Raw genomic sequence first — 24869 nt, 5'->3', positions numbered from 1 at the left:
GCTGGTGAGGGTCACCACTCAGTTGCATGAGCAGGCTCCGGTGGCGTCGGGGCGTGTGGAGCAGGAGCCGATCTGGATGGGTGGGCCGATGGACTTGATGCAGGCGATGTGACCCGCTTCGGCTTTCGGAGAGGCGACGGGGAGTTGCGTGGTTGAGACGCCACTATCCGTGACGTTGCCCGCCGAATCGTACCTGGGCAAATTGCCGGCGCGGCCGGTGCCGTCGCTGATCTGAACCTTGGCGCCGGAGCCGTGATAGCCATCGAGGCTTGACGGAAGAACCGTATGCGGTCCGATCTGGAAGGACGCGGCGCGCGCGGAGCTGTTGACCGTGAGGGAGTTGTCGATGGTGGTGGCGCCGTTCTTCTGCACGAGAAATGTATAGGCGCTGTTGGCGGCGTTGGTGACGGAGACTGCCGCTCCGGACTCCCCATTGGCATCGGGAGTGATGCGGATGGCTGCGGCATTCGAAGCGGGCAGGAAGACGTTGCTGCCGTCGTCGCAGAATTGCTGGCGCAGAGCCGTCGAAAAGGTGTAGTCGTAGCAGCCTGCGGGGTGCGCGGCTGAACTCGGCACGAACTGCCGCTTGAGAACTTCGAGCATTGAGGCGTGGCCATTCCACGAGGACGCAATGTCGGCCTGCGGGATGCTGGCGAAGTTGCGCTTCGGGCTGGCGCTGCCGGTGGCGTTGGAGACAACGGACCATTGCAAATCAGATCCGCCGCCGACGGGACCTGCCTCGAGCGCAGCATAGATGGCGCGTTCGACCCAGAGGCCGTCGTACCAGTAGGAGCCGCTGTTTTCGTCGGTGGCGAGGAAGGCGGAGGTTCCGTGGGTAACTCCAGTAGAGTTGCCGGCAATGGTGGCGGCGATGCCGAAGATCTGGCTGGTTGACGGAGACAATTTGCCGGGAGGGCCGGGGTCGAGTCCGGTTTCGTTGAAGACGTTGGCTTCTACTCCGTAGGTGAGGGAGTTAGTGCCGCCGTGGCGCTGAATCGCGATGGGATTGATGCCCCACACGCCGTTGTGCAGATCGCCCGGATTGTTCTGCGAAACCATGAATGCGCCGACACAAGGCGCCGCAGAGTTGGCGGCAGTGTAGTTGCAGTTGTGGTAGGTGTAGAGCGGCGCCGTGTCATTTACGCCCGCGTCAGAGGAGATGATGCGGGTGACCGGCGTGACATAGGGGTCGCCCTGCGCCGTTGAAGTTTGAACGAGGGTGGCGGTATCGAAGATGGATTGATTGAAGACTGGACTGGTGAATATCAAGGGTGCTGCTGGCGCTGAAGTGTAGTTCTGGTTCATCCGTGAGTCGGGATGCACAGCGTTGTTCCGAATGAAGATTTGAGAGAGCTTAGACACTGGCGCGGTGAACAGGCTTTTAAGCGTTACGTCCTGATGTGTGGCGTTGTGCGGGTCGGAAGGCGCCTGAGGGAACGCAAAGGTGGTGCTGAAAAGAAGGATGATTGCAACGGGTAATGACCGGAATAAGCGCATAAGGCGGGGGAAACCTCCCGAGGGATTAAAGGGGACGCAACAAGGCGCACGCTGTATATAACTGAGACGGGTTTTGGCGGTAATGGGGTTGTTGGAGGGTGAGATTGCGGGTGGCCAGGTCTCAGAAAGATACCTCCACCCCGGACATGGGGCACCCGGCCTGACGCTCGGCTGACCAACGTTCGTGCTTTCCCACCCATGCGCGATGAAACTGCGCATGGATGGGGCACCCGGATTTTTAGAAACTGAAATGGATGTTACTCGGCGTTGTCGATCTGGGCGCGCTGGAGTTTGTCGCTATAGTCGACGTAGACCGCTTTCCAGGTGGTGAAGAAGTCGATGGCTCCGTTGCCTTCGCGGTGACCGTTGCCGGTGTGCTTTACGCCCCCGAAGGGCAGGTGAACTTCTGCGCCGATGGTGGGTGCGTTGATGTAGGTGATGCCGGCTTCGAGATCGCGAATGGCAGTGAAAGCGCGATTCACATCTTTGGTGTAGAGCGCGGTCGAAAGTCCGTAATCGATCGAGTTGGCGATTTCGATGGCTTGCTCGAAGGTGTCGAACTCCAGCAGCGAAACCACGGGGCCGAAGACTTCTTCGCGAGCGATGCGCATGGTGTGGGTGACGCCACCGACTACGGTGGGCTCGAAGAATGTTCCCTTGGAGTGATCGCCGTTGGTGAGGGCGTGACCGCCGCAGAGAATTTTTCCACCGTCAGTGCTGGCGATGTCGACGTATTTCGCGGAAGTTTCGATCTGGCTCTTGTTGACTTGCGGGCCTACCTGCACGGATTCATCGAGACCGTTGCCGATCTTGAGAGCCTTGGCGCGGGCGACGAACTCCTTCGTGAATTTGGCAGCGATTCCCTTTTGCAGCAGGATGCGGCTGGTGGCTGTGCAGCGCTGGCCGGTGGTGCCGAAAGATCCCCAGAGGGCCCCGTCGAGAGCGAGTTCGAGGTTGGCGTCATCGAGAACGATCTGCGCGTTTTTACCACCCATTTCGAGAGAGACGGGCTTGAAGGTGGCGGCGGCGCGCTGGGCGACATGCGAGCCGACTTCGCTGGATCCCGTGAAGCTGATGGCGCGAACATCGGGATGTTCGACCAGGGCGCTGCCGGCGCCGCTGCCGCTGCCGCTGACGATGTTGACTACGCCCGCGGGAAGGCCGGCGTCGACGAGAGTCTGGACGAGATTATAGACGGAGATCGGCGTATCGGTGGCGGGCTTGATGACGCAGGTGTTGCCAGAGACGAGCGCGGGAAAAAGCTTCCAGCTGGGGATGGCCATGGGGAAGTTCCACGGCGTGATGAGGCCGACGACGCCTACGGGCATGCGGATGCTCATGGCGAACTTATTCTGCAGTTCAGAAGGCGTGGTCTGGCCGAAGAGACGGCGGCCTTCGCCGGCAACATAGAAAGCCTCATCAATCGCTTCCTGCACGTCGCCGCGGGTCTCGGCCAGCACCTTGCCCATTTCGCGGGTCATGTCGCGGGCGAACTGCTCCTTGCGCTGCTGGAGAAGGATGCCGGCGCGGAGCAAGATTTCGGCGCGCTTGGGCGCGGGGACGAGACGCCAGGTGGCGAAGGCTTTTTTCGCAGCTGCGACGGCGCGGTTAACGTCTTCAGCGTCGGAGGCCGGGAATGATCCGACGATATCGTCGTGGTCGGCGGGATTTACGTTGAGGATGGTTTTGCCGCTTGCGGCGGGGAGCCATTCGCCGCCGATCAGATTGTGGTAGGTGGGGTAGGTCATGTGTGAGTTCTCAGTTCTGAGTTTCTAGTGGTCAGTGGACAGTGATCAGTGGACAGATGTCCGACGGAATTGGGAGCGGTCGGCGCACTGCCCTGGTGGGCACAAAAACACTTGATTTTAGCGCATTAGGGCGGACCTCGCCTCAACGCAGCGCAAGCGCAATTCCGGAATAAAGACTTGCGTGAATCGGCTAGAAGACTTTGCTGTTAAAGGGTAACTCGTATAACTCAAGGGGTAGCTACAAAGGGTTATTTACAAAGCTCCCCTCTCTATTGATTACCAACGGTGTTTTTCGTTGCATTACCCCGTTGGCCGTACAATCTCAATTGAGGTAGATTCCACTCATACATGTCACAGAACGGTTATCCTTCGCGTACTTCGCGGTCACATGGCTTGCGCTCTCTCTTCAGTATGTTTTCGAGCGATCTGGCTATCGATCTTGGGACCGCCAACACACTGGTCTTCGCCGCCGGTAAGGGGATTGTTGTCAACGAACCCTCAATCGTGGCCATCAACAAAAACACCGGTGAGGTGGAAGCGGTAGGCAAGGAAGCCAAGGACATGCTGGGGCGCACTCCCGGCAACATCGTGGCTATCAAGCCGATGAAAGACGGCGTAATCGCCGACTTCAAAGTCACCGAGAAGATGCTGAACTACTTCATCCAGAAGGCGCACAACCGCAAGATGCTGGTGCATCCGCGCATCGTGATCGGCGTACCTTCAGAAATCACCCAGGTGGAAAAGCGCGCTGTCGAAGACTCGGCCTATCGCGCCAAGGCAAGCGAAGTTTACCTGGTGGAACAGGCCATGGTGGCGGCCATTGGCGCGGGGCTTCCCATTACGGAGCCGGGCGGCAACATGGTTGTCGATATCGGCGGCGGGACTACCGATATTGCGGTCATCTCACTTTCCGGTATCGTCTATTCGCGTTCGGTGCGAATGGCCGGAAACCAGATGGACGAGTCCATCACCAACTACTTGAAGCGTAAGTACAACCTGCTGATTGGCGAGCGTACGGCGGAACAGATCAAGATCGAGATCGGGTCGGCGTATCCGCTGGACAAGCCGCTTACGATGGAGATCAAGGGTCGCAACCTGATTGAGGGCGTGCCGAAGACGATCACCATCGACGACAGCGAAATCCGCGAGTCGCTCGGCGAGTGCATTGCAGTCATCATGAATGCGATTCGCGTAGCACTGGAGCGGACTCCTCCCGAGTTGTCGGCGGACATTTCAGATCGCGGCATCGTGCTCACGGGCGGAGGCGCATTGATCAAGAATCTCGACAAGCGCATTCGCGAGGAAACCGGACTGCCGGTCTCGGTGGCAGACGATCCGCTGGCTTCGGTGGTGCTGGGCACCGGCAAAATGCTGTCGGACTTCAGACTGCTGCGGAAGATCAAGATCGACTAAATGCAGTGGACAGTGATCAGAGGACAGTGCACAGTGAACCGTCCTCTGACATTGGTACTCGTTCTACGCACGGACCGGCAAGACACTGACCACTGTTCACTGTCCACTGTTGACTGATCCCAATGGAATCGTTTTTCGTTCGCTATCGGAATCTGGTGGTGCTGCTGGCTTTGCTGGTGGCGCAGATTCTGGGGCTTGCCATGCAGGTGCGCCGCAGCAGTGGCGCTGGGCAGGCAGGCGACGGGCATAACGTGCAACTGATTCGCCTTTGGGCCAACTCCATCGTCTCCCCTCCGGAAAAGGCGCTTCATTCCTCGGGATCCGGCATCTCCGGACTATGGCATAACTACGTCGATCTGCGGCATGTTCGCCAGCAGAACGCAGATCTGCAGAAGACGGTTGACCGTTTGCGGTTGGAGCAAGCGGCCTTGCTGGAAGACGCCAAGCAAGGTCAGCGGCTGCAGGCACTTTTGAATTTTCAGCAGAAATACATTTACAAAACGGTCGCGGCACAGGCAATTGGGTCGAGCGGAACCGATCAGTCGCGCGTGTTCTACATCGACAAAGGCAGAGCTGACGGGATTGACCGCGATATGGCGGTTATCACGCCCGACGGAATTGTCGGCAAGGTTCGTGACGTTTTCCCCCACAATGCTCAGGTGCTGGCTATCAACGACCAGTCGAGTGGCGCCGGAGTAATTTTGGAGACGACACGCATTCGCGGCATTCTGCGCGGCAACGGCGCTGGGCAACCGCAGATAGAAGATGTAATTCGCGATCAGCGCATCAAGGCGGGCGAGAACGTGCTGACGGCGGGCGGCGACCAGATATTTCCTCGCGGACTACCTGTCGGTGTGGTGGACAAGGTGCTCAACGATCCCGAACGCGACGGGTTTGTCGAAGTTGTCGTGAAGCCGGCGGCGCATCTTGATCAGCTCGATGAGGTGCTGGTGGTCACGTCGACGGAACCGCGCTTCCCGCCGGATCAGCAACAGGATATTGCTACCAGCGAGGCATTGAAGGGCGGCGCTGAGGCGGAGCAGCAGAAGACATCAGAGGGAATGGCAGAAAAGCTGCCGGGACTGATCGTACCCAATGTACCGCCGGATCAGCAGCCGCTGAAGGACAATTCGAATCCCAATCCGGTCGCGCGTCCGCCGGCGGCACTTCATCCTGATCGCTTTACGCCGGGGAATGCTACGACGCCGACTGTACCCGCTGCTCCGGAGAGCGGCGCGCCTGTGATTGATCAATCCCCGCCGAAGAAGAAGCCCGCGCCGAAAGCTCCCGAGAGCAAACCGAGCGCTCCAACCCCGGTCACGCCGCAAAGGGAGAACTAGTGTCTGTGCTATCCGCCGAGAGCCGCCGCGACTATGAGATTCACAGCTATCCGGTGCTGATCTATGCGCTGGTGCCGATTGCGGCGCTGGTGCTGCAGGCTTGGCTGCCGCGGGTTCTGGGCCGGTTTGCGTGGTTCGATCTACCGCTGGTAGTGACGGTGTTTTTCGCGCTGAGCCGGCGCAATCCGATTCAGGGATCAATCCTCGGCGGGGCGATGGGACTTTTTGAAGACGCGCTGACGGGCCTTCCTATTGGAATCAATGGCATTGCAAAAACTCTGGTTGGCTACCTGGCAGCGTCGGTTGGAGTGCTGGTGAATGTTGAGAACCACGCTATCCGGTTGGTGATGACATTTGTGCTGTCGCTGGTGGGGAGCGTGACGTACTACTTTGTGGTTCGTTTTTTGCTGGGGATGAGCATCGATACCAACTGGTTAGCGGAGTTGTACAAGGCGATCGGCAATTCGCTGATTGCGTTGGTGCTCTTTCCGATCCTCGACCGGACGAAGATTCGCGATTAGAGAATCAGCAATTGAAAATTTGCGATTGAGTACGTTGGTTCAGAGAATGAAAAAGCGCCTCTCGCGCATGGGTGTGCGGCAGGGGCAGAATTCAGGATAGAGGTATCCTAGAAGTAGTTTCCCATGGCTTTTGACAAGTTCACTCGCGGCGAGAAAGTCCCCACTCTCAAGTTGGCGGTGGTGCAATATGCTGTGCTCGGCGTGATGCTGGCACTCGCGGCTGGATTGTGGCGTCTGCAGATTCTCGGTGCGCAGAACTTCAAGATGCTGGCGGAGCAAAATCGTATTCGCAAAGTGCCGATTCTGGCGCCACGTGGGAAGCTCTTCGATCGTGAAAACCGCCTTGTGGTCGATAACTATCCATCCGTTTCCTGCTTTCTAGTGCGCGAGCAGAATCGCAATGTGGATGCGGATTTGCCCCTGATTGCGCGGGGACTTCATCTTGACCTTGACCAGCTTCGCACCTTGCTGCACCGTTATCGCACTTCGCCCGGATACCAGCCGATCCCGATCAAGGCAGATGTGACGGCTGACGAGCAGGCGTTTATCGAAGCCCATCGCAACGAACTTCCAGAGCTTGAAACAATTGAGGGCGAGCGCCGGCTCTATCCCCGCGATGGCTTCGCGGCGCACTTGATCGGCTACGTGGGTGAGGTCAGCGAAGAGGATCTGAACCAGACGCGCTATGCGGCCTACGAGCCCGGTGATGTTGTGGGCAAAGCGGGTGTGGAAGAGATGTATGACCAGCTTTTGCGCGGCCAAGATGGATCCCGCGATGTGATCGTCGACAGTCACGGACGCGAAGTGGGCTACCTCGGCACGCAACATGCGATTCCCGGCCAGGACTTAAAGCTGACCATCGACAACGATCTGCAGAAGGCAGCGGAACTCGCGATGGGGGACCGCACGGGCGGAATTGTCGCGATGGATCCGCGCAACGGGGACATTCTGGCGATGGTGTCGCGGCCCAGTTTTGATCCGAATGCATTTGCAGTGAAAATCGATCGTGCCGAGTGGAACAAGCTGATCACGGATCCCGATCATCCGTTGATGAACAAGGCTATCCAGGCCCAGCTTGCACCGGGATCGACATTCAAGATTCTGATGTCGGTTGCAGGGCTGCAGGAAAATATCGCGCAAAACCTCAAGGTGAACTGTGCGGGTGGATGGGGGCCATACGGTTTCTTCCATCACTGCGATGAGAAGCATGGGGCTGTCGACATTCACAATGCGATTCCCTACTCGTGCGACACATATTATTACCAGCTTGGCGACAGACTGGGGATCGACCGCATAACCAAGTACGCGACGGAGTTTGGATATGGCCAGAAGACCGGGATCGACCTTCCTGGCGAGCAGGCGGGGCTGATGCCCGGTACGCACTGGCTGATGAAGAACTATCACCGCAAGTGGTATCCCGACGAGACGCTGGACGTTTCGATTGGCCAAGGCGCAGTGGAAGCAACGCCGATGCAACTGGCGCGGATAATCGGCGGCATAGCATCGGGTGGTCATCTGGTGCGGCCGCATGTCGTGGCTCCGGATCAGCTTCCGGCGGATTTTCACAAAGATCTGATTGATAACTTGCCGGGGTCAGGCGAAGTGAATATCCCTATCGATCCTGAAAATTGGCTCACGATTACGGATGGCATGGCCCAAGTCACGCAGCCCGGCGCTTTCCACACCGCCGGCGGGGAACACTTGGAAGGCATCGACTTTGGCGGCAAGACTGGCACCGCGCAGGTCATGAGTCACGAAGCTTTGGACAAGACCGCCAAAGGGCGGAATACGAATCCGAACGTGTGGTTCGTGGGTGTAACGCCTACAAGAAATCCGGAGCTTGTGGTTGCCGTACTGTGGCAGAACGGCAACAAGAGCTGGTTTGCCGCACGGATCGGTGCCCGAGTGGTTTCGGCTTACGTTGAAAAGCAGCGCCGTCTTGCCAACAACCTGCAGCCGCAAAAGACTGCGCCCCGCCCGGTGGAAGTGAGCGCGGTGTGGACGACTCCCAACACGACAGCAGAAGGAAAGGGCGAAGCAACTGCAAAGCTGCATGCGGGTAAATTCGTAGTTGGACCGAATGGCGCATTACAGCAGACCCCGCAGAATGTTCAGACACAGTCCGCAAAGAAACAGGCCCCAAAAATCGGCGCACCCGTCCAGGCCGGACCCGAGTCTGCGAAGCTAGCCTCGCCAGCGCTTCCAGGGAAATCTACCCAGGTGAAAGCACAATGAGCCCGATGCGCCGCATCATGAGCTTCCGCGATTTCGACTGGACGCTGTTCGGGGTTATTTCGCTGCTCTGCACGATCTCCGTACTGGAGATCTACTCCGCAACGCTGCACACAAAGTATGTCGGGTTTCACACCAAGCAGATCTACTGGATACTCGGTGGCGTGGTGGCGATGTTCCTGTTCTCCCTGATCGACTATCACAAACTTATCGACTGGGTTCCATGGGCCTACGGTGTCTGCTTGGTTGCACTCGTAGCGGTGAAACTGGTGGGGACCAAGGTACTGGGCGCGCGGCGGTGGATCAAGATTGGGCCGATGCACTTTCAGCCTTCCGAATGGGTGAAGCTGATTCTTATCTTGGTGGTCGCGCGGTATTTTGCGAATCTCGGCGGCAAGAATCTTACGTGGAAGGAAATCTTCAAAGCGTTCGCGCTGGTAGGCGTTCCGATGCTGCTAGTGCTGGCACAACCAGACATGGGTACAGCACTTACCTACACGCCGGTGTTGATTGCCGGACTGTTTCTGGGCGGAATCAATCTGAAGCAGGCCACGATCTTAACAACGGCTGGTCTGGTGCTGGTGGTCGGAGCCTGGAATAGCGGCAAGGTGTTGAAGCCCTACCAGAAGGCTCGTTTGACAGGGTTTATCAATCCCGACAACGACCCCAAAGGAGCTGGGTACCAGGTGCTGCAGGCAAAAATAGCGGTGGGCGCCGGCGGTATATGGGGCAAGGGTGCAGAGAAGGGCTCGCAGACACAGGGGGCTTTCATTCCGATCCCGCATGCTGACTTCATCTTTGCCGCCTTCAGTGAAGAGCACGGGTTCGTGGGCGCGGTGTTTGTGCTGCTGCTATACTTCCTCATATTGATGCGTTTGATTCAAAACGCTCAAACAGCCGCAGACCTGCCTGGATCCCTGATTATTATGGGGATCGTGGCTGTGTTGACCTTCCAGATCGCGGTCAACGTTGGCATGGTCATTGGCTTTATGCCAGTCACCGGAATCCCTTTACCGTTAATGAGTTACGGCGGATCTTCGGTGTTATTTACATTCCTCGCGCTGGGCGTAGTCATGAACGTGCGCATGCGCCGGTTCGTAAATTAGAACTCCGGTCTTAGTGGCCGAAGGCAAGATTGCAAGGTAACAACCTCCTGGGGACCGCCGGGATTTTCCGGACCGCAGGAGCAAAGTTTGTAAGTACTTCAAGCATCGTCAGAGATGCCTGGTCCCGATGGCCACCTTTGGATTTAGCCGCATTAACGAGATTCGGCGGATTCGATTGGCAGGCTCGGCGCAAGTCATTGAAGAGGATGCAAAATCCGGTCAAGGTCCTGGTTGGGCCGAGCGCCGGGCAGGATTGGGTTCAATGAGCACGCAGAGACGGGCAAACCGGACATCCCCAGCGATCGAGACCGATCGCGCGGATGTCGGGCGTCGCTGGTTTCGAGGCTGCGGGGGACGCACGGGGATTTCGATTCCTGAAACGCGGATCAGCAGCGCACTCGCCAGTTATATAACGGCCCCGCTCATGTCGATCATCTGGTTGGCATGTGCCTGGTTACGCAGTTGCGATGAAGAGTCGCAGGCGTCAACTTTCAGGGTGGCCACAAAATCTCTGCATACAGATCGCCGTTTCGGAACGTTTGCCGGACACGAAAGCCTTTCGAGTTCGCAGCCCCCTGGTGGGGCTGGCGGCTGCAGGCTGCCGTCCCGTCGAAGCACGCGCCGGTCATCTCCTCCGCACATCTCCAACCTTCCCGTCCGCTCGCATCTCCGCCAAACCTTGCCGCTGGCCCCAGTAGGCGAAGTCCACTGGGCGGAAAGGTACGATGGCAAAAGAGATTTGTATTTCCAGCACGCCGCATGAGACGCGGCTTGCGATTCTAGAAGACGATCAACTCGCGGAAATCTATTACGAACGCGAAAACGAGTACACCCTGGCGGGGTCAATATATAACGGACGCGTCACGCGCGTTCTCCCCGGCATGCAGTCAGCGTTTGTCGACGTTGGACTGGAGCGCGACGCCTTCCTGTACGTCACCGACTTCATGGAGTTGGAAGACCAGGAAGAGACGGACGAGCTTGAGAAAGCCGCAGTAAGCGGCGGCAATCAAGCTCCCAGGGAAGTACGACACACGAACGGACAGGATCGCGCAGGACAAGAGCGCGGCGGGCAAGATCGCGGCCAGAGAGGCGGCAGGCCTGAACAACGCCCGGAACGCGAAAGCCGGCCAACAATCGTGGTCACCTCCGAGTCCAGCGATGCGGAATTCACCACTCCCAGCGAGGGAGCGGAGCATACCGATGTTGCGCAGGAGTCTGACGAGGCTGGAACCAAACGCTGGCGTGGACGCCGGCGTCGGCGCGGAGGCCGCGGCGGCAGCAATGTTTCTCCAGCACCGGCGGAGAGCCAGGAATTCATAGAAACGCATGTCAACGAAGCAGTTGAAACCGAGCCGCATGCTGAGATTCAAGCTTCGGCAGCTCCGTCGCGCAGTGGGCGATCTGAGCGAGGTGAAAGGTTTGAACGGCCTGAACGAGGCGAGCGATCGGAACGGTCTGAGCGCGCACCGGAGCCGTTTGTTCTGCCGGGCGAATCGCTAAAGAAATATGGTGGCACTTCTTCTGAGTCGACGGAGAAGCCGGAATCTGAAATACCTGCGCCGGTGCGACCAGCGTCGACTTACAAGCCGGCCACTCTCATCGAGTCGCCGATTGTGTGGGACGGCAGCGGTCTACTTCCCGGAGAATCACTTTCACGGCACCGGAACCGGCAGCCCGACACACCCTTAGCAGAATCGCAATCGTTCACAACGGAAGAAGCAGAGGCCCGGCCGTTCGCGCCCGAAATTGACAACGGCTCCGCTGACGAAGTTGAAGAGCACGAATTCGTTGAAGAGATGTCGTCTGCAGCGCCGGAACACGCTGATGAGCCGGAAGCGGACCCTTCGCATGAACACGCGGCTTCAATTGAATTTGAAGACGACATGGAGGAAGAGAGCTTTGAACCTGCTTCCAGTGGGTCCGAAATTCATGCGGTCCCGGGGGAGCCGGTTGCTGACACGAGCCGCCATGAATCTCTGAGCACAGAAAACGAAAGCAGCGAAGTAGAGGGTGATCGTAGCGCGTCGCACAGTGTCGATCCATTGCCACCGGCGGAATTCCGGCTCTTTGGGCTTGGAGGCAAGAAAAAGAAGTCGGATGATGTGCCCCCGGCGTCGACACCTGAAGAGACAAAGCCAGCGTCCGTTCCAGTCGCCTCATCCTTCTCGCCGGGCAGCGGTCTGGTTGAGGAAGAATTGATCGAGGGCGAAGAGTATGACGCTCCTCATCATCACCACAAGACCGACGAACATGATCTGGATGATTACGAGGAAGAGGAGAAGCTGCACACGCAAATTCGCTCTGGCGAGTTAGGCGAAATGTTGCAGGAAGCTCATCTTGACCACCGCATCCAGATGAAGTTTGAAGACAAGAACGGCGAAGAGGGCGAGGAAGTTCTCGAAGGCGAAGAGGACGAGGAAGAAGCGACTGCATCTGGAACCCAACCAGCCGCTGATGGACAGAATCAACGCCGCGATCGTGGTAACAGAGGTCGCCGGGGACGAGGGGATCGCGGCAGCGACCGTGGTGGTCACCGTCCGGGAGGACGCGGTCCGTCTCGGCGTTCGGCGCAGACTTCGGACCTTCCGATCATCTCCGATTTGTTGAAGCCAGGCCAGGAGATTCTAGTTCAGATTGCGAAGGAGCCAATCGCCAAGAAGGGTGCGCGCATTACGAGCCACATCGCGTTGCCTGGACGGTTCCTCGTATTCATGCCAACGGTCACGCATGTCGGTGTGAGCCGCAAGATTGCCTCGGACGAAGAGCGTCAGCGCCTCAAGCGGATTCTTACCCACGAGCGCGGAGATGCATCCGGTGGATTCATCGTACGCACTGCGGCCGAGGGCGCATCTGAAGAGGAGTTACGCGCCGATCTTCGCTTCCTGATTCACTTGTGGAATGAGATTAAGCAGCGTTCCGACAGTTCGAAGTCGCCGGCACTGATCTATCACGATCTGTCGTTGATCGAACGCATTCTGCGGGACCAGGTAAGTTCCAACTTCTCATCGATCTGGGTTGACTCAGAGGCGGATTACGAGCGCATTGTGCGCTTCTTGAATCGCTTCTCGCCGACACTGGTGCGGCGCGTAAAGCTCTACACCAAAGACACACCGCTGTTCGAACACTTCGGCATTCAAGATGAAATCTCGAAGGCGCTGCGATCCAAGGTGTGGCTCAAGTCCGGTGGATCGATTGTGATCAACCAGACAGAAGCCCTCGTCGCGATCGACATCAACACCGGCAAGTATGTGGGCAAGACGGCTCGGCTTGAAGACACTATCCTGAAGACTAACCTCGATGCGATTCCGGAGATTGTGCGTCAGATTCGATTGCGCGATCTGGGCGGGATCATCGTGATCGACTTCATCGATATGGATGAGCGCAAAAATCGATTCAAGGTGATGGCCGCGCTTGAAGAGGCGCTCAAGAACGATCGTGCCCCGACCAAGGTTTTGCAGTTTAACGACTTTGGGCTGGTTGCGATTACCCGCAAGCGCGTGAAGCAGTCGCTGGAACGCACGCTTTCAGTTCCCTGCCCAACTTGCCAGGCGACCGGCATGGTGAAGAGTCCGGCCACGGTGTGCAACGAGATCTATACCGAGTTGCGCAAGATGAAGCGGCACTTCGAGGGAGCCGATGTGATGCTGCGCGTGAATCCCGAGACGGTCAAGGTTCTGAAAGCCAATAACGCAAGTTGGATCAACGAGTTTGAGGAATTGGTTGGGAAAAACATCCTGATCAAGAGCGATCCGACGTTACATCCGGAGCAATTCGACATTCAGGGCTAAGCGATCGAGTTTTTCATAGCTTCAAACCGAAAGGCCGAGGGTAACCTCGGCCTTTCGCTATGTGAATGCTGCATGCAACTTTGATCCCGGAAGGGAGTCTAAGTGCTTACGGGAACTTATGCTTCCCCGATATGGACATTCTTTTGCGAGGTACAGAAAATGATTTCAGTTCGCTATACGACACTTGCCGGGCGGACCGCTCTGCTGTGTGCTGGGCTTGCCTTTTCACTCGGTTCTGCGAGCGCCCAACTCTCCATGACTCCTGAATCGTCGAGTGCCGTGAGTGCCCCTGCGGCGGAGTCCAGTTCTAACGCGCTCCAACTTGGTGCAGACACTGATATGCCTGACCTATCCGCCTTGCCGGCTGCGCCATCGCCAAATGGAGCCGGTGGGGGGCAGTACGATAACAGGTCCCGCGGCGGAGGTGGGGGTGGGGGAATCAGGAGCCATTTGACCTACGAGGTGGGCGGGGGCTTCAACGCGCCAACCAGTGATTCGTCGCCATACATCACATGGGGCGGCAATATTACGGTGGGTGCCGGCTACCGCTTCAACAAGAATCTTGCTCTTATGCTGGAATATCAGTTCATCGACGACAAGGTTCCTGGACAGATCATCGCCGAGGCCGGCGCAACCGGCGGCAACGATCACATCTGGTCGTTAACGCTCGATCCGGTTTATGACTTCAATCCGAAGAGTTCGATTAATTTCTATGCAACCGGCGGATATGGTTTCTACCGCAAGGTCACCAGCTTCACCGATCCGCAACAGCAGCAATATTGCACCTATTTCTACTGCGGTGTCGTAACCCAGAACGTGACGGTGGGACATTTCTCCAGCAACCAGGGCGGATGGAATATTGGCGGAGGCATGTCACATCGATTCGGCGGATGGAACGGCGATGGCAAGATGAGCATCTTTGCAGAGGCTCGCTATCTCGACGTTCTGTCTCCTGCAATCACAACTCAACCGAATGGCCTGGGTACTACAGCTGTTGGTGCAGATACAAAGATCATCCCGGTTACGGTGGGTCTGCGCTTCTAGGTGTAAGAACACTTTGATCTCTGTACCAAACACGGCCGCCCTGTCACGATGGATGCGACAGGGCGGCTTTCTATTCTCACGCGTGGACTACTGTCTAGATCACTCCCAGAACTCGCATTCTCAATAATCCTCCCGCGAGAACGCCAAGGGGTGTTAGCGCGACGAGTGCGAGAACGTACGCGATTGGTTGCTGTCCACGCTGCTGCAGGGCGCTGAGGGCGGCGAGCAGTAACACTGTAATCGCCAGCGCCAGCACATGAATCAGTGGATTGTGTTCGGCGATCAAGGCAGTGACGTAACCGCCTGCGGCCGCAGCGAGGAACGAATATCCGAGGTTGACGAAGACGTAACCGGGCTTAGGTTTTCCTGGTTCGCCTACCCAGCCGGGAGTAAGTTTCTGCAGCAGCATGGTGATGACCGCAACAATTGCTGCCATGGTCACGAAGCCGGCGAGCAGGGCGAGGAATGCGTGCAGGGCTACCATGGCTTCCACGGTTCCTGCGTTGGCGTTCCCACCTGTCCGTGGTCAATGCGTTTGAGAAACAGGCGCGCCAGGCGCGATTCTCCGGGATGGCTTTCACCGTGCATCGAACACAGGTCGAGGAACTCATCGCAGAGGGCGTTGCGCTGTTCCTGCTGCGCGAAGATGTTCTGCAGGGCGATGGCTAGTTCGCGCAGGCGGGCAGCTTCGGGCCATTCCCGTTCATGCTCTTCCTCGCGGGTGAGTTGAAGATCAGAAAAAAGGCCGGGACGTCCGTGGGCGCATTCTTCGAGGCAAGCCTGAAGCTGATCGGAGAAGACCTGACTCAATGCGTCGAGCTGTGAAGATTCAATCGCGTCCTGATCCATGCTTGCACGGGCTTTCTGAATGCTACTTATGCATTGCCGCTTCTACTTCTTCGGCGGTGTGGGGCAGATCGGCGTCGAGATCGAGAAGCTTGCCGTCGGGCAGCACCAGAAAATTACATTCGATGCGCACACCAATCTTTTCCTCGGGGATGTACACACCAGGTTCGATTGTAAAGACCATGCCAGGCTTGAGCACCGCTGGGTACTGCGCTGGATCGTGTACGTCGATGCCTAACATGTGACCGAGACCGTGAAGCCAGTATTTGCCAAGCGGCTCGCCGTGTAGATCTTTGCCATGGGTATTGATGTAGTTGTATACAGCAACATCGAGCGAGTCTGGATCCCGATGCTGGAAGTCGTTGATCTTGGACTTGCCCGCGACGAATGCGTCTATCGCCGCCTTCTGTGCTTCGAGCACGATGTTGTAAATTTCGCGCTGACGCGCGGTGAAGCGGCCGTTGGCGGGAACCGTGCGCGTGATGTCTGACGCGTACATTGAGTATTCGCACGCGGCGTCAACCACAACGACATCGCCGTCCTCGATAGTGGCGGCGTTGGCTGAATAGTGCAGGGTCGTCGAGTTGACACCGGTGCCGACGATGGGCGCATAGGACGGTCTCTCACATCCCTGCTCGTACCATACGGCCGTCATCTTGCCGGCGATCGTGCGCTCCGTGACGCCGGGCTTAACGGATTTCATCATCTCGTGCTGCGCGGCGATGGAAGCAGTAGACGCTTTCTTCAACAAGTCAATTTCGCCTTGGTCCTTCACTTCGCGCAATGGCATCGTCAAAGTGATTACGTCGTGTGATGCTGGAACCGAAGCGCCTAGCGTCGTGGCGGTAAAGCCGAGAAGAGATTCGGCGGCTTTGGCTCCTGGCTGTACCCAAACATTGAACGCTACGCGGCGATCGTCGGCGATCAGCTTATTCAGGTCGCCTGCGAGATTTGTCATGGGCTCAACGTTGTCTACGCCGGTGGCCCGGGCGACGCCGGGACTTGCCGCATCCATCTTGGCGCCGGTGTAGGTTTCGGTGCGCAGATTGCGCGTGGGGAAAAAGAGAATCTCTTTGTATTCGTGGGAATGTGCGGCTTGCCCGGGACGCTCGGGCTCGTTTGCCGGACCGACGATCAACAATGCCGCGCCCGGCTCGTTCCAGCCGGTCAGGTAGTAGAAGTCAGAGTCTTGCCGATACGGATCGAAGTCGAGAGCTGGCTCTTCTGCGGCGAAGAGTATGGCGACACCGCCATGCAGCGCTTTGCCGAGCGCAAAGCGACGCGCATGGTAGTCACTCGCTGGTTGTTTTTCGAGAGCTTGCGATGAGGGGAGCAAAAAGGATGCACCGAACAGAACCAGGGCAACAAGCCGAGCCATCTTCATCTCATTATTGTCACCTGCGGCAGTGGCGGGCGCAAAGCAGATCTACCGTGGCTGTCTCGATTTGACAGAATGCTCTAGAATGCAACGGCGGTAGCGCCGGCAGGCATTTCTTCTTCTTGCACTTTGCTGAGCCTTGCTTCTTCTTCATCCAACAGCTGCAGAAACACGCGGGCGGGAACCGGACGTCCGAATAACCATCCTTGTGCGTGAATGCGCTGGTTGCTGGCTGCGAAATAGTCTGCCTGTGCCTTTGTTTCAATTCCCTCGACCACCACGCGCAGCTTGAGTGTCTCTGCCATGGTGAGAATTTGCGGAAGGATGGAGACGGTTACGGCGTCTGTACCGATTGCCTTGGTGAAGGCCTTGTCAATTTTGATCGCGTCCACTGAAAGGTCGTGCAGATAGGCAAGGCTGGAATAGCCGGTACCGAAATCGTCGATGGCGACGTAGTGCCCCTGGCGGCGCAGGCGGAGGATGGTATTGCGAGCGACCTGCTGGCGAGCGGTATAGCTCTCGGTGATTTCGATGCCGAGATTGCGCGGCGAAACTTCAGCGTCGGAAAGTGCCTTATCGACCATGGGAAGGAAGTCGCTGTCTGCCAGATCGGACGCAGCGATGTTCACGTTGACGCGGAATGTGGAACGCGCGCGCATGGTGGCACCAAAATCGCGCAGAGCGTGGCGCACCACGAGTTTCGTGATCTGACCAACAAAGCCGCGCTCCTCGGCGATCTTCACGAACACTTCAGGGCTGACTGCGTTTTTATATTCGTCGGTCCAGCGCACCAGCGCTTCAGTTTCAACGATTTGACCGGTAGAGAGATCAACAATGGGCTGATACACGACGGTGAGAGCGTCGGCGCGCAACGCACGCAGTAGTTGCTGCTCCACACTTTTGTTGCGGCTGTAAAGCATGGGGAATAGCACTCCGACGAGTGATCCTGATAACGCGCCCAAAGCAAGAAACACCATGGCATAACTTCGCGTGAGGGCCAGCGCATCGGGAATCGAGATGTAGGCCGTCATACAAGTCGCGCCATTAGTGGCGCAGCGCGTGGCATACAGCGTGTCGCCTATCTGAACCTTGCCATCCTGCATCAGGATTTTTTGATCCACCTTTGGAAGCTCGCCGAGCAACAATCCTCCCTTCCCGGTGGACGCGTCGATTGCCGTCTCGGTGAAATGCATGGGAGGCATCACGAGGGAAGCCATCGTGTAAGGGTTATAGACGATAAAGGAATTTCCGAGCTGCACCGAGATTACATTCTGGTCGTCGAGGCGAAATGCAGGAATATTCTTGTAAATCTTCGTCCCATCCTGCCGGGCGATCGTCGGTATATTTTGCGCTTGGGCAAGTTCGCTGCGGCCTGAAGTCGTAGAGCACGCGATACGTCCATCGCGCATACGACCTGCCGCTTTCAAAAACTGCGATTGAAAGATGAGCTGACGAAAGTATTCGATTTCGGTGTCGGAACAGAAATCGTAGGACGAGGTATTCATGGTCGCGAGGACCGCTCGCGACTCTGCGGAAGAGGTCACGCTTTCGAGCAGGATTCGATTTGCGTAATGGTCCAATCGGGCTTCTGCCTGTTGCAAGGCAAACGCACGACCAAGGAGATATCCACCCAGCGCTCCCGCCGCGGCGAGGAACATGGTTGACAGGATTGTGACGACTACACGCTGGACAAGTGTTCGCATGATTAAGGCTCACCCATTATTCCTCTGGTTCGGAGCAATTTCTGCCCCCCAATAGTGGTAAGTCCATCACACAGTCGAATCAGAGAGGTATCGCACTCAATATAAATAACTTATGCTCATTACTATGGATGATAAGTGTTGGCTTCGGATGCCGTCGGTGAGGTTTTTGCGACCTAAACGCATGATATTTGTAAGCGTTTGCAAGCTGACGGAACGTGACCGGCGCCGCAAAGATCGATTCTCTCCATGAAATATAGAGATTTGCATTAGCCAAGTGGGCAGATGGTTTGAATTTCCGCAGAAAACGCCGTATGCTAGGTAGTGCAGACGAGTTTGTCCGCCTGAGTTGCCGTGAGTTTGCCGGCTGGCGGAGAGATGAGTGGGCTTATAGCCCACTTTTTATTTGGTGCAAATTTCTCCCGGAAAACGGCCGCTGATTTTGACCGGGAGCCCCTAGGCAAAGGGGCCAACGGGCGGGCTTCGACGCAATGGCAACAAAGCTGGACGAGATTCGAGTGGCAGCACAGCGAGTGGCAGCATCCCACGGTCTAGATGTGGTGGATGTTGAACTCGCAGGGCCGGCTAAAGAACGTGTTTTGAGGGTTTTCCTCGAGAAGAACGCCGAAGGCCGAGCAAGACTGCGGGCGGAGATTGCGGCCGGGCTTGAAGGACTTCCCGAGCGGTTGGTTGAAGGCAAGTTGAGCGTAGAACAGCTTTCCGGGGTTACACACGAAGACTGTGCAGAGTTCAGCCGGGATTTCGGCGTTCTGCTGGATGTCGAAGATCTAGTACCCGGAGATGAATTCACACTGGAAGCCAGTTCTCCGGGGCTTGACCGCAAGTTGACCAAGCCGGAAGAGTTTCAACGGTTTAAGGGATGCCTGGTGAAAGTGCAGACGTTCGAACCGGTTCGCAATAACCGGCACTGGAGAGGACGGCTGCTGGCGGGTTCGGGGACAAATATCGCACTTGATCTTGCAGCTACGCAGCAAAACAGCAAGAGCCGCAAGGCGGGCGTGAATACGGTCGAGATTGCTCTGGACAACGTTGAGAAAGCAGAGCTGATTCCGGAGATTTAGACACGCGTTGGCGTGTGGCTTGAGAGGCTTGAATCGTAGCTTCTCCAACAACAATTTAATGGTGCAACTGGTCCGGAGCACGGACGGGTCGCCCAAAGAAAATCCGAGAGAGTAAGAAGAGCATGGCCAGCGCTTTATATCAAAGTATCGAACTCCTGAGTCGCGAAAAGGGCATTGAGCCTCAAATCGTGGTGGGTGCCGTGGAAGAGGCGATTGCCCTGGCCACGCGCAAGTACTACAAGACCCAGGAGAACATGCGCGGAGAGCTGAATAAGGATACCGGCGAGATCACTGCCTACATCTACAAGACCGTCGTTGCCAACGACGACGAGCTTGAAGATCCGGTGAACCAGATCACGCTGGAAGAAGCCAATGAGCTCGCGCCGGGTGTTGAAGTCGGCAGCGAGATTCGTATGTATCGCGACACCACGCCACTGGGACGCATCGCGGCACAGCTTGCCAAGCAGGTGATTTTCCAAAAGGTGCGCGAGGCCGAGCGCGATACAGTGTTCAACGAGTACGCACATCGCGAGAAGGAAGTACTGAACGCGACGGTGAAGCGCATTGAAGGCCAGGACGTAATCTACGACCTCGGCAAAGCTGAAGCACGCTGCCCCAAGCGCGAGCAATCGCGGCTTGAACAGTTCACCATTGGCGAGCGGGTTCGCGTGGTGTTACTGAAAGTGGATCGCGCAGCCAAGGGGCCGCAGGTGATCGTATCCCGCGCCGCGCCGGAGCTGGTGCAGAACCTTTTCCAGTCGGAAGTGCCGGAAATTTACGACAACACAGTGACCATCCGCGCCATTGCACGCGAGGCCGGCGAGCGCACCAAGATTGCTGTTCAGTCGCGCGACAAGGACGTCGACCCGGTGGGTGCATGCGTGGGAATGAAGGGCATGCGCGTGCAGTCCATCATTCGTGAACTGCGCGGCGAGAAGATCGACATCATTGAGTTCAGCGAAGAGATCACGACCTTTGCGGAAAAGGCACTGCAGCCTGCCAAGGTCAGCCGCGTTTCCATCACCGACCTGACGGACAAGCAGCTTGAAGTCATCGTGGATGACACGCAACTCTCGCTGGCGATCGGCAAGAAGGGTCAGAACGTCCGGCTCGCGGCCAAGTTGCTGGGCTGGAAGATCGATATCAAGAGCGAAGAAGAGAAGCGCCAGGAAGTGGAGCAGCAGATGCAGGCGCTCACCGGTGGACCTTCGACTCCGATCGAGCAGGTTACGGAACTGGGCGAAGGCATCATCCAAAAGCTTGTCGCTGCCGGCATTACCACGGTAGAAGGACTGGCCGATATGACGCCGGAGCAGCTGGAAGAGATTCCGGGGATCGGCGAGAAGACGCTGGAACGCATCAGCGTCGCAGTTCGCCACTACTTCGGCCATTTCGAGGAAGGTGAAGAACCTGAACCTTCCGCAACTGCCGGGGAAGCTGGAGCGCCAGAACCCGAAGGTATCGACGAGCCTGCCGCACTGACGGCAGCGGCAGACACTGGCACGATCTCTGAAGGCGAGTCAGAAATTGAGACTGCCGAGGCTGTGGCTGGAACCGCGGAAGCAGAGCTCGAAAACTCGCAAGAAGTGCTTGAAGAAGCCACTGAAGATCAGGACGAGACCGCGGCAGAACTTGCGGTCGACAACGTCCCGGACGTGGACGAAGGAACCGAAGAGAATGAAGAGGGCGGCGCATAGTATGCGTCGTGCTTTTCAACACCATTACCGCCATAACGACCGAAACTTGTCGTTGAAGATTTCGGAAGGCCGTGATGGTGGCAACGTAACAAGCCAACGCCAAGAGGTTGCTATGCGCGACTAAAGGGCTTTGGGTAGCACATTCTGAAAAGAGGCGGATGAGCAAGGTTCGAATTAACGATCTCGCGCGTGAGATGGAAGTCAAGAGCCGTCAGATTCTTGACGTTCTCGGGGAACTCGGCCTGGGTGAGGGAAAGACTCACTCGAGTTCGATTGAAGACCATGAGGCTGACAAAGTCCGCGCGCACTTCCAGCATGGGCGCCAGGGTGGACACACCAGCGCCACGACTTCGCGCGCCTCCCAGGTCATTACTCCCAAGATCGATCTCTCTCACGTTTCCAAGCCCGGCGACGTAATGAAGGCCATTCTGGCTAAGAAGCAGGAACAGGAAGCCGAGGCCCGCAAGAGCCACCTGCCGCCGCGAGTTGTGACAACGGCGGCGCCCAAGCAGGCCGCCAAGCCCACGCCTCCGGTGGTAACAGTTGCCGCGACCCCGGCGACTCCCGCACGTCCTGAACCGCGCAGAATTGTGCCACAGCCGCGCCAGGCACCGCCGATCATTCCTCCCGCCACGCCCGCAATTGCGTCAAAGCCGCCGGCTGGCACCGTAGTGGCAAAGGCACCCGCTGGAGCTGTTCCGACGCGCCCTGTCGTCACAGTGGTACCGCCTACGGTGGTGGTAAAACCGCCGTCCGCGCCTGCGGCCGGAGCTACAGCTCCGAAAGCAGCGGAGACGACGCCTGCGGCTGCAAAGCCCGCTGCACCCAAGGCTGTAACACCAGGTGCGACTGCGCCAGCCCCGCCCGTCCACGAAAAGCCCGAATCAGCAACGCCAGCGGCTCCTACGGTGGTCGAACCCCAAGTCGCGCAACCCGCAGAAATCGCCGCCAAAGCGAAGGAAGACGTTGGTACACCAATAACTCCCGTAGAGACAGAAGCGCCTGCAGCACAAGTATCAGAAGCGCCTGCTGCACCGGCACGGCCGGTGGTTGCGCCGCGGCGCGTGGTGATGCCGCAAACTGGTCCTCGCCCGGTGTACAAAGCTCCAATTGTGGTGGCACCTCCTACTCCTCCGCCGGCTGCACCTGGTGCAGGCATTCAGCGCGGCAAGCCGATCTTTGATCGCAGGCCCACGGGAGCTCCCGGAAGCTATCAGCAGCGCACTCCGGGACAGTACCCTAGTGGCGCGCCCGGGCAATTCCCTGGCGCTGGTCCGCGTCCGAAGCACCCGACGCGTACTGGATTTGCAGGATCCGGCGGGCCGGGTGGGGCACCTGGTGGACGTCCCGGATTTGGCGCACGTCCTGGATTCGGCGCTCCGAGGCCCGGCGGCTTTGGCGGACCACGGCCTGGTGCCGGCGGCGCTCCACCAACCGGCGAGGCACCGCGCCCGCAGCGCGCACCGCAGAATCGTGCACGCCGCGGCGGACAGCAGTATCCAAAGACGAAGGAAGGCCCAATGAAGGGCTTTGTGCCACCACCACGTTTCGGTGGTGCCACACAGTTCAGCGATGAGCCACTTCCCATTACGCGCGAAATCACCGTGACCGAAGGCATCAGCGTAAAAGACCTGGCCGAGAAGCTTGAGATTCGCGCCAAGGATCTGATCGCGGCCCTGCTCATGCGCGGTGTGTTCGTCACAGTGAACCAATCGCTCGACGCAGCAATGGTGAAGGATGTGGCCGCCAAGTTTGGCGCCGGCGCAACCGTCATCAGCTACGAAGAGGAGCTGGCAAACGAGGCGATTGAGGAAGTTCTAGTAGCGGAGAACACCGGCGAACTCGAAGTTCCACGTGCGCCAGTCGTTACAGTTATGGGTCACGTCGACCACGGCAAGACTTCACTGCTTGATGCCATTCGCGAGACCGAAGTCGCAGCGGGTGAAGCCGGTGGTATCACCCAGCACATTGGCGCATACAAGGTACGTTTCAGCAAGGAAGGCTCTCCTGCTTCGGGCCGCGAGATCGTCTTCCTCGATACGCCGGGCCACGAAGCCTTTACCCGTATGCGTGCACGCGGCGCCAAGGTCACCGACATTGTTGTCATCGTGGTTGCAGCGGACGACGGCGTGATGCCGCAGACGCTGGAAGCCATCGACCACGCCAAGGCGGCCGAAGTGCCGATCATCGTCGCAGTAAACAAGATCGACAAGCCCGAGGCCAATCCAGATCGCGTGAAGAAGCAGCTCGCCGATCGCGGCTTGATCCCTGAAGAGTGGGCGGCCGGCGGCGAAGGCACTGTCTTTGTCGAAGTTTCTGCCAAGAAGAAACTGAACCTCGATCTTCTGCTCGAGATGATTTGTCTCGTTTCAGACATCAAGGCACCAAAGGCAACTCCGGGCCGCAAGGCTGTCGGTTCGGTGCTCGAAGCTAAGCTCGATCGCGGTCGCGGCGCGGTGGCAACCGTGCTGGTGCAGGACGGAACCCTTCGCCTGAACGACAGCTACATCGTTGGCAACACATTCGGTAAAGTTCGCGCCATGTTCGACGATCGTGGACGGCCGCTTGAAGAAGCCGGTCCGTCAACGCCGATTGAAGTGCTTGGTCTCGAATCCATGCCGGATTCCGGCGACACGTTCCTCGTGGTTGCGGATCGCGACAAGGCCAAGGGCATTGCGCAATACCGCAAGATGAAGGAGCGCGAAGCACAGCTGGCGAAGAGCTCGCGCGTTTCGCTCGAAGGACTGGCGGAGCAGATTCGCCAGGCCGGCGTGAAGGACCTTGCGCTGATCATCAAGGGTGACGTGACGGGATCGGTTGAAGTGCTGGCCGATTCGCTGGTACGCATGTCGACCGAGAAAGTACGCGTCAAGGTGATCCACTCCGGTGTGGGATCGATCACTGAAAGCGACGTGCTGCTTGCGACGGCTTCGAACGCCATCATCATCGGCTTCAACGTTCGTCCCGAACGCAAGGCCGCTGAACTGGCGCAGCAGGAAGGCATTGAAATCCGGTTGCACTCGATCATTTACGAATTGCAGGACGAGATGCGTCTCGCCATGCTGGGTCTCCTCGATCCAACCTTCAAGGAGAATTACGTGGGCCGCGCTGAAGTCATCAACGTCTTCCGCATTCCCAAGGTCGGCACCATCGCCGGCTGCCGAGTGCAGGACGGCGTGATTCGCCGCGACTCTGAAGTCAAAGTTATGCGCGGCGATGAGCAGGTCTACAAGGGCAAGATTGGATCGCTCAAACGGTTCAAGGATGATGCACGCGAAGTGACCAATGGCATGGAGTGCGGCATCGGATTGGGCGGTTTTAGCGACCTGAAGGAAGGCGACTTGATCGAAGCCTTCTCCACGGAGAAGCTGGCAGCCGACCTCGGTGCCCTGACTTCAGCCAAAGCGTAGACCTTAAGAAGTTCAGCCCTTTACAGCCCGCTCCTCGCCATGAGGAGCGGGTTTCTTCTTGTTCAGA

General features: G+C 57.8%; 16 protein-coding genes. 10 read left to right on the top strand and 6 right to left on the bottom strand.

Annotated elements, in window-relative coordinates; genetic code table 11:
- Positions 1–18: 18 nt before the first annotated feature.
- On the bottom strand, positions 19–1497 hold the full coding sequence (locus P8935_RS06775; protein ID WP_348264229.1) for a hypothetical protein: 1479 nt from the start codon (positions 1495–1497) through the stop codon (positions 19–21).
- Positions 1498–1754: 257 nt separating this feature from the next.
- Positions 1755–3245 (bottom strand): aldehyde dehydrogenase family protein, encoded by a 1491-nt coding sequence (locus P8935_RS06770; RefSeq protein ID WP_348264228.1) that lies wholly within the window; start codon positions 3243–3245, stop codon positions 1755–1757.
- Positions 3246–3656: 411 nt separating this feature from the next.
- On the opposite strand from P8935_RS06770, the gene P8935_RS06765 reads away from it, so the two are divergent.
- The 7 genes from P8935_RS06765 to P8935_RS06735 all read left to right on the top strand — a co-directional run bounded on the left by P8935_RS06765 (position 3657) and on the right by P8935_RS06735 (position 14689).
- Positions 3657–4658: a rod shape-determining protein gene (locus P8935_RS06765; RefSeq protein WP_348264227.1), complete on the top strand. Its 1002-nt coding sequence runs from the start codon at positions 3657–3659 to the stop codon at positions 4656–4658.
- A gap of 122 nt (positions 4659–4780) precedes the next feature.
- Positions 4781–5998 carry a rod shape-determining protein MreC gene (mreC, locus tag P8935_RS06760; protein WP_348264226.1) on the top strand — a complete coding sequence of 406 codons (1218 nt, stop codon included), beginning with the start codon at positions 4781–4783 and terminating at the stop codon, positions 5996–5998.
- Positions 5998–6519: a rod shape-determining protein MreD gene (gene mreD, locus P8935_RS06755; protein ID WP_348264225.1), complete on the top strand. Its 522-nt coding sequence runs from the start codon at positions 5998–6000 to the stop codon at positions 6517–6519. The genes mreC and mreD overlap by 1 nt, the downstream gene beginning before the upstream one ends.
- 123 nt (positions 6520–6642) lie before the next feature.
- Positions 6643–8754: a penicillin-binding protein 2 gene (gene mrdA / locus P8935_RS06750; protein WP_348264224.1), complete on the top strand. Its 2112-nt coding sequence runs from the start codon at positions 6643–6645 to the stop codon at positions 8752–8754.
- A gap of 5 nt (positions 8755–8759) precedes the next feature.
- Positions 8760–9857 (top strand): rod shape-determining protein RodA, encoded by a 1098-nt coding sequence (gene rodA / locus P8935_RS06745; protein ID WP_348265314.1) that lies wholly within the window; start codon positions 8760–8762, stop codon positions 9855–9857.
- Between the two features lie 725 nt (positions 9858–10582).
- Positions 10583–13645, top strand: coding sequence for an Rne/Rng family ribonuclease (locus tag P8935_RS06740; RefSeq protein WP_348264223.1), 3063 nt, complete (start codon positions 10583–10585; stop codon positions 13643–13645).
- A gap of 159 nt (positions 13646–13804) precedes the next feature.
- The gene (locus P8935_RS06735) at positions 13805–14689 is read left to right on the top strand and encodes a porin family protein (protein WP_348264222.1); all 885 of its coding nucleotides are present in this window, start codon (positions 13805–13807) and stop codon (positions 14687–14689) included.
- Between the two features lie 94 nt (positions 14690–14783).
- On the opposite strand, the gene P8935_RS06730 is transcribed toward P8935_RS06735, so the two are convergent.
- The 4 genes from P8935_RS06730 to P8935_RS06715 form a co-directional block, all read right to left on the bottom strand.
- On the bottom strand, positions 14784–15182 hold the full coding sequence (locus P8935_RS06730; RefSeq protein ID WP_348264221.1) for a hypothetical protein: 399 nt from the start codon (positions 15180–15182) through the stop codon (positions 14784–14786).
- Positions 15167–15538: a hypothetical protein gene (locus P8935_RS06725; RefSeq protein WP_348264220.1), complete on the bottom strand. Its 372-nt coding sequence runs from the start codon at positions 15536–15538 to the stop codon at positions 15167–15169. Before P8935_RS06725 ends, P8935_RS06730 begins: the two co-directional genes overlap by 16 nt.
- Positions 15539–15560: 22 nt before the next feature.
- Positions 15561–16913, bottom strand: coding sequence for an aminopeptidase P family protein (locus P8935_RS06720; protein WP_348264219.1), 1353 nt, complete (start codon positions 16911–16913; stop codon positions 15561–15563).
- Between the two features lie 80 nt (positions 16914–16993).
- Positions 16994–18616, bottom strand: coding sequence for an EAL domain-containing protein (locus tag P8935_RS06715; RefSeq protein ID WP_348264218.1), 1623 nt, complete (start codon positions 18614–18616; stop codon positions 16994–16996).
- Between the two features lie 488 nt (positions 18617–19104).
- Here P8935_RS06715 and rimP point away from each other — a divergent pair, with 488 nt between their 5' ends.
- From rimP to infB, 3 genes are all read left to right on the top strand, one after another.
- On the top strand, positions 19105–19695 hold the full coding sequence (rimP, locus tag P8935_RS06710; protein WP_348264217.1) for a ribosome maturation factor RimP: 591 nt from the start codon (positions 19105–19107) through the stop codon (positions 19693–19695).
- A 122-nt stretch (positions 19696–19817) separates the two neighbouring features.
- Complete coding sequence (gene nusA / locus P8935_RS06705; RefSeq protein ID WP_348264216.1) at positions 19818–21392, top strand: transcription termination factor NusA; 1575 nt, start codon at positions 19818–19820, stop codon at positions 21390–21392.
- Between the two features lie 158 nt (positions 21393–21550).
- Positions 21551–24802: a translation initiation factor IF-2 gene (gene infB / locus P8935_RS06700; protein ID WP_348264215.1), complete on the top strand. Its 3252-nt coding sequence runs from the start codon at positions 21551–21553 to the stop codon at positions 24800–24802.
- Positions 24803–24869 lie beyond the last annotated feature (67 nt).

The sequence above is a fragment of the Telmatobacter sp. DSM 110680 genome, assembly GCF_039994875.1.
Taxonomy (GTDB): Bacteria; Acidobacteriota; Terriglobia; order Terriglobales; family Acidobacteriaceae; genus Telmatobacter.
Note: the sequence above shows the minus strand (reverse complement) of the source record. Positions and strands in the feature narration are given on the sequence as shown.

Coding starts and splice junctions, on each gene's coding strand:
- mreC (WP_348264226.1), top strand. CDS start 4,781: ATGGAATCGTTTTTCGTTCGCTATCGGAATCTGGTGGTGCTGCTGGCT.
- P8935_RS06770 (WP_348264228.1), bottom strand. CDS start 3,245: ATGACCTACCCCACCTACCACAATCTGATCGGCGGCGAATGGCTCCCC.
- P8935_RS06740 (WP_348264223.1), top strand. CDS start 10,583: ATGGCAAAAGAGATTTGTATTTCCAGCACGCCGCATGAGACGCGGCTT.
- P8935_RS06765 (WP_348264227.1), top strand. CDS start 3,657: ATGTTTTCGAGCGATCTGGCTATCGATCTTGGGACCGCCAACACACTG.
- P8935_RS06775 (WP_348264229.1), bottom strand. CDS start 1,497: ATGCGCTTATTCCGGTCATTACCCGTTGCAATCATCCTTCTTTTCAGC.
- P8935_RS06715 (WP_348264218.1), bottom strand. CDS start 18,616: ATGCGAACACTTGTCCAGCGTGTAGTCGTCACAATCCTGTCAACCATG.
- P8935_RS06735 (WP_348264222.1), top strand. CDS start 13,805: ATGATTTCAGTTCGCTATACGACACTTGCCGGGCGGACCGCTCTGCTG.
- P8935_RS06720 (WP_348264219.1), bottom strand. CDS start 16,913: ATGGCTCGGCTTGTTGCCCTGGTTCTGTTCGGTGCATCCTTTTTGCTC.
- mrdA (WP_348264224.1), top strand. CDS start 6,643: ATGGCTTTTGACAAGTTCACTCGCGGCGAGAAAGTCCCCACTCTCAAG.
- P8935_RS06725 (WP_348264220.1), bottom strand. CDS start 15,538: ATGGATCAGGACGCGATTGAATCTTCACAGCTCGACGCATTGAGTCAG.
- rimP (WP_348264217.1), top strand. CDS start 19,105: ATGGCAACAAAGCTGGACGAGATTCGAGTGGCAGCACAGCGAGTGGCA.
- infB (WP_348264215.1), top strand. CDS start 21,551: ATGAGCAAGGTTCGAATTAACGATCTCGCGCGTGAGATGGAAGTCAAG.
- nusA (WP_348264216.1), top strand. CDS start 19,818: ATGGCCAGCGCTTTATATCAAAGTATCGAACTCCTGAGTCGCGAAAAG.
- rodA (WP_348265314.1), top strand. CDS start 8,760: ATGCGCCGCATCATGAGCTTCCGCGATTTCGACTGGACGCTGTTCGGG.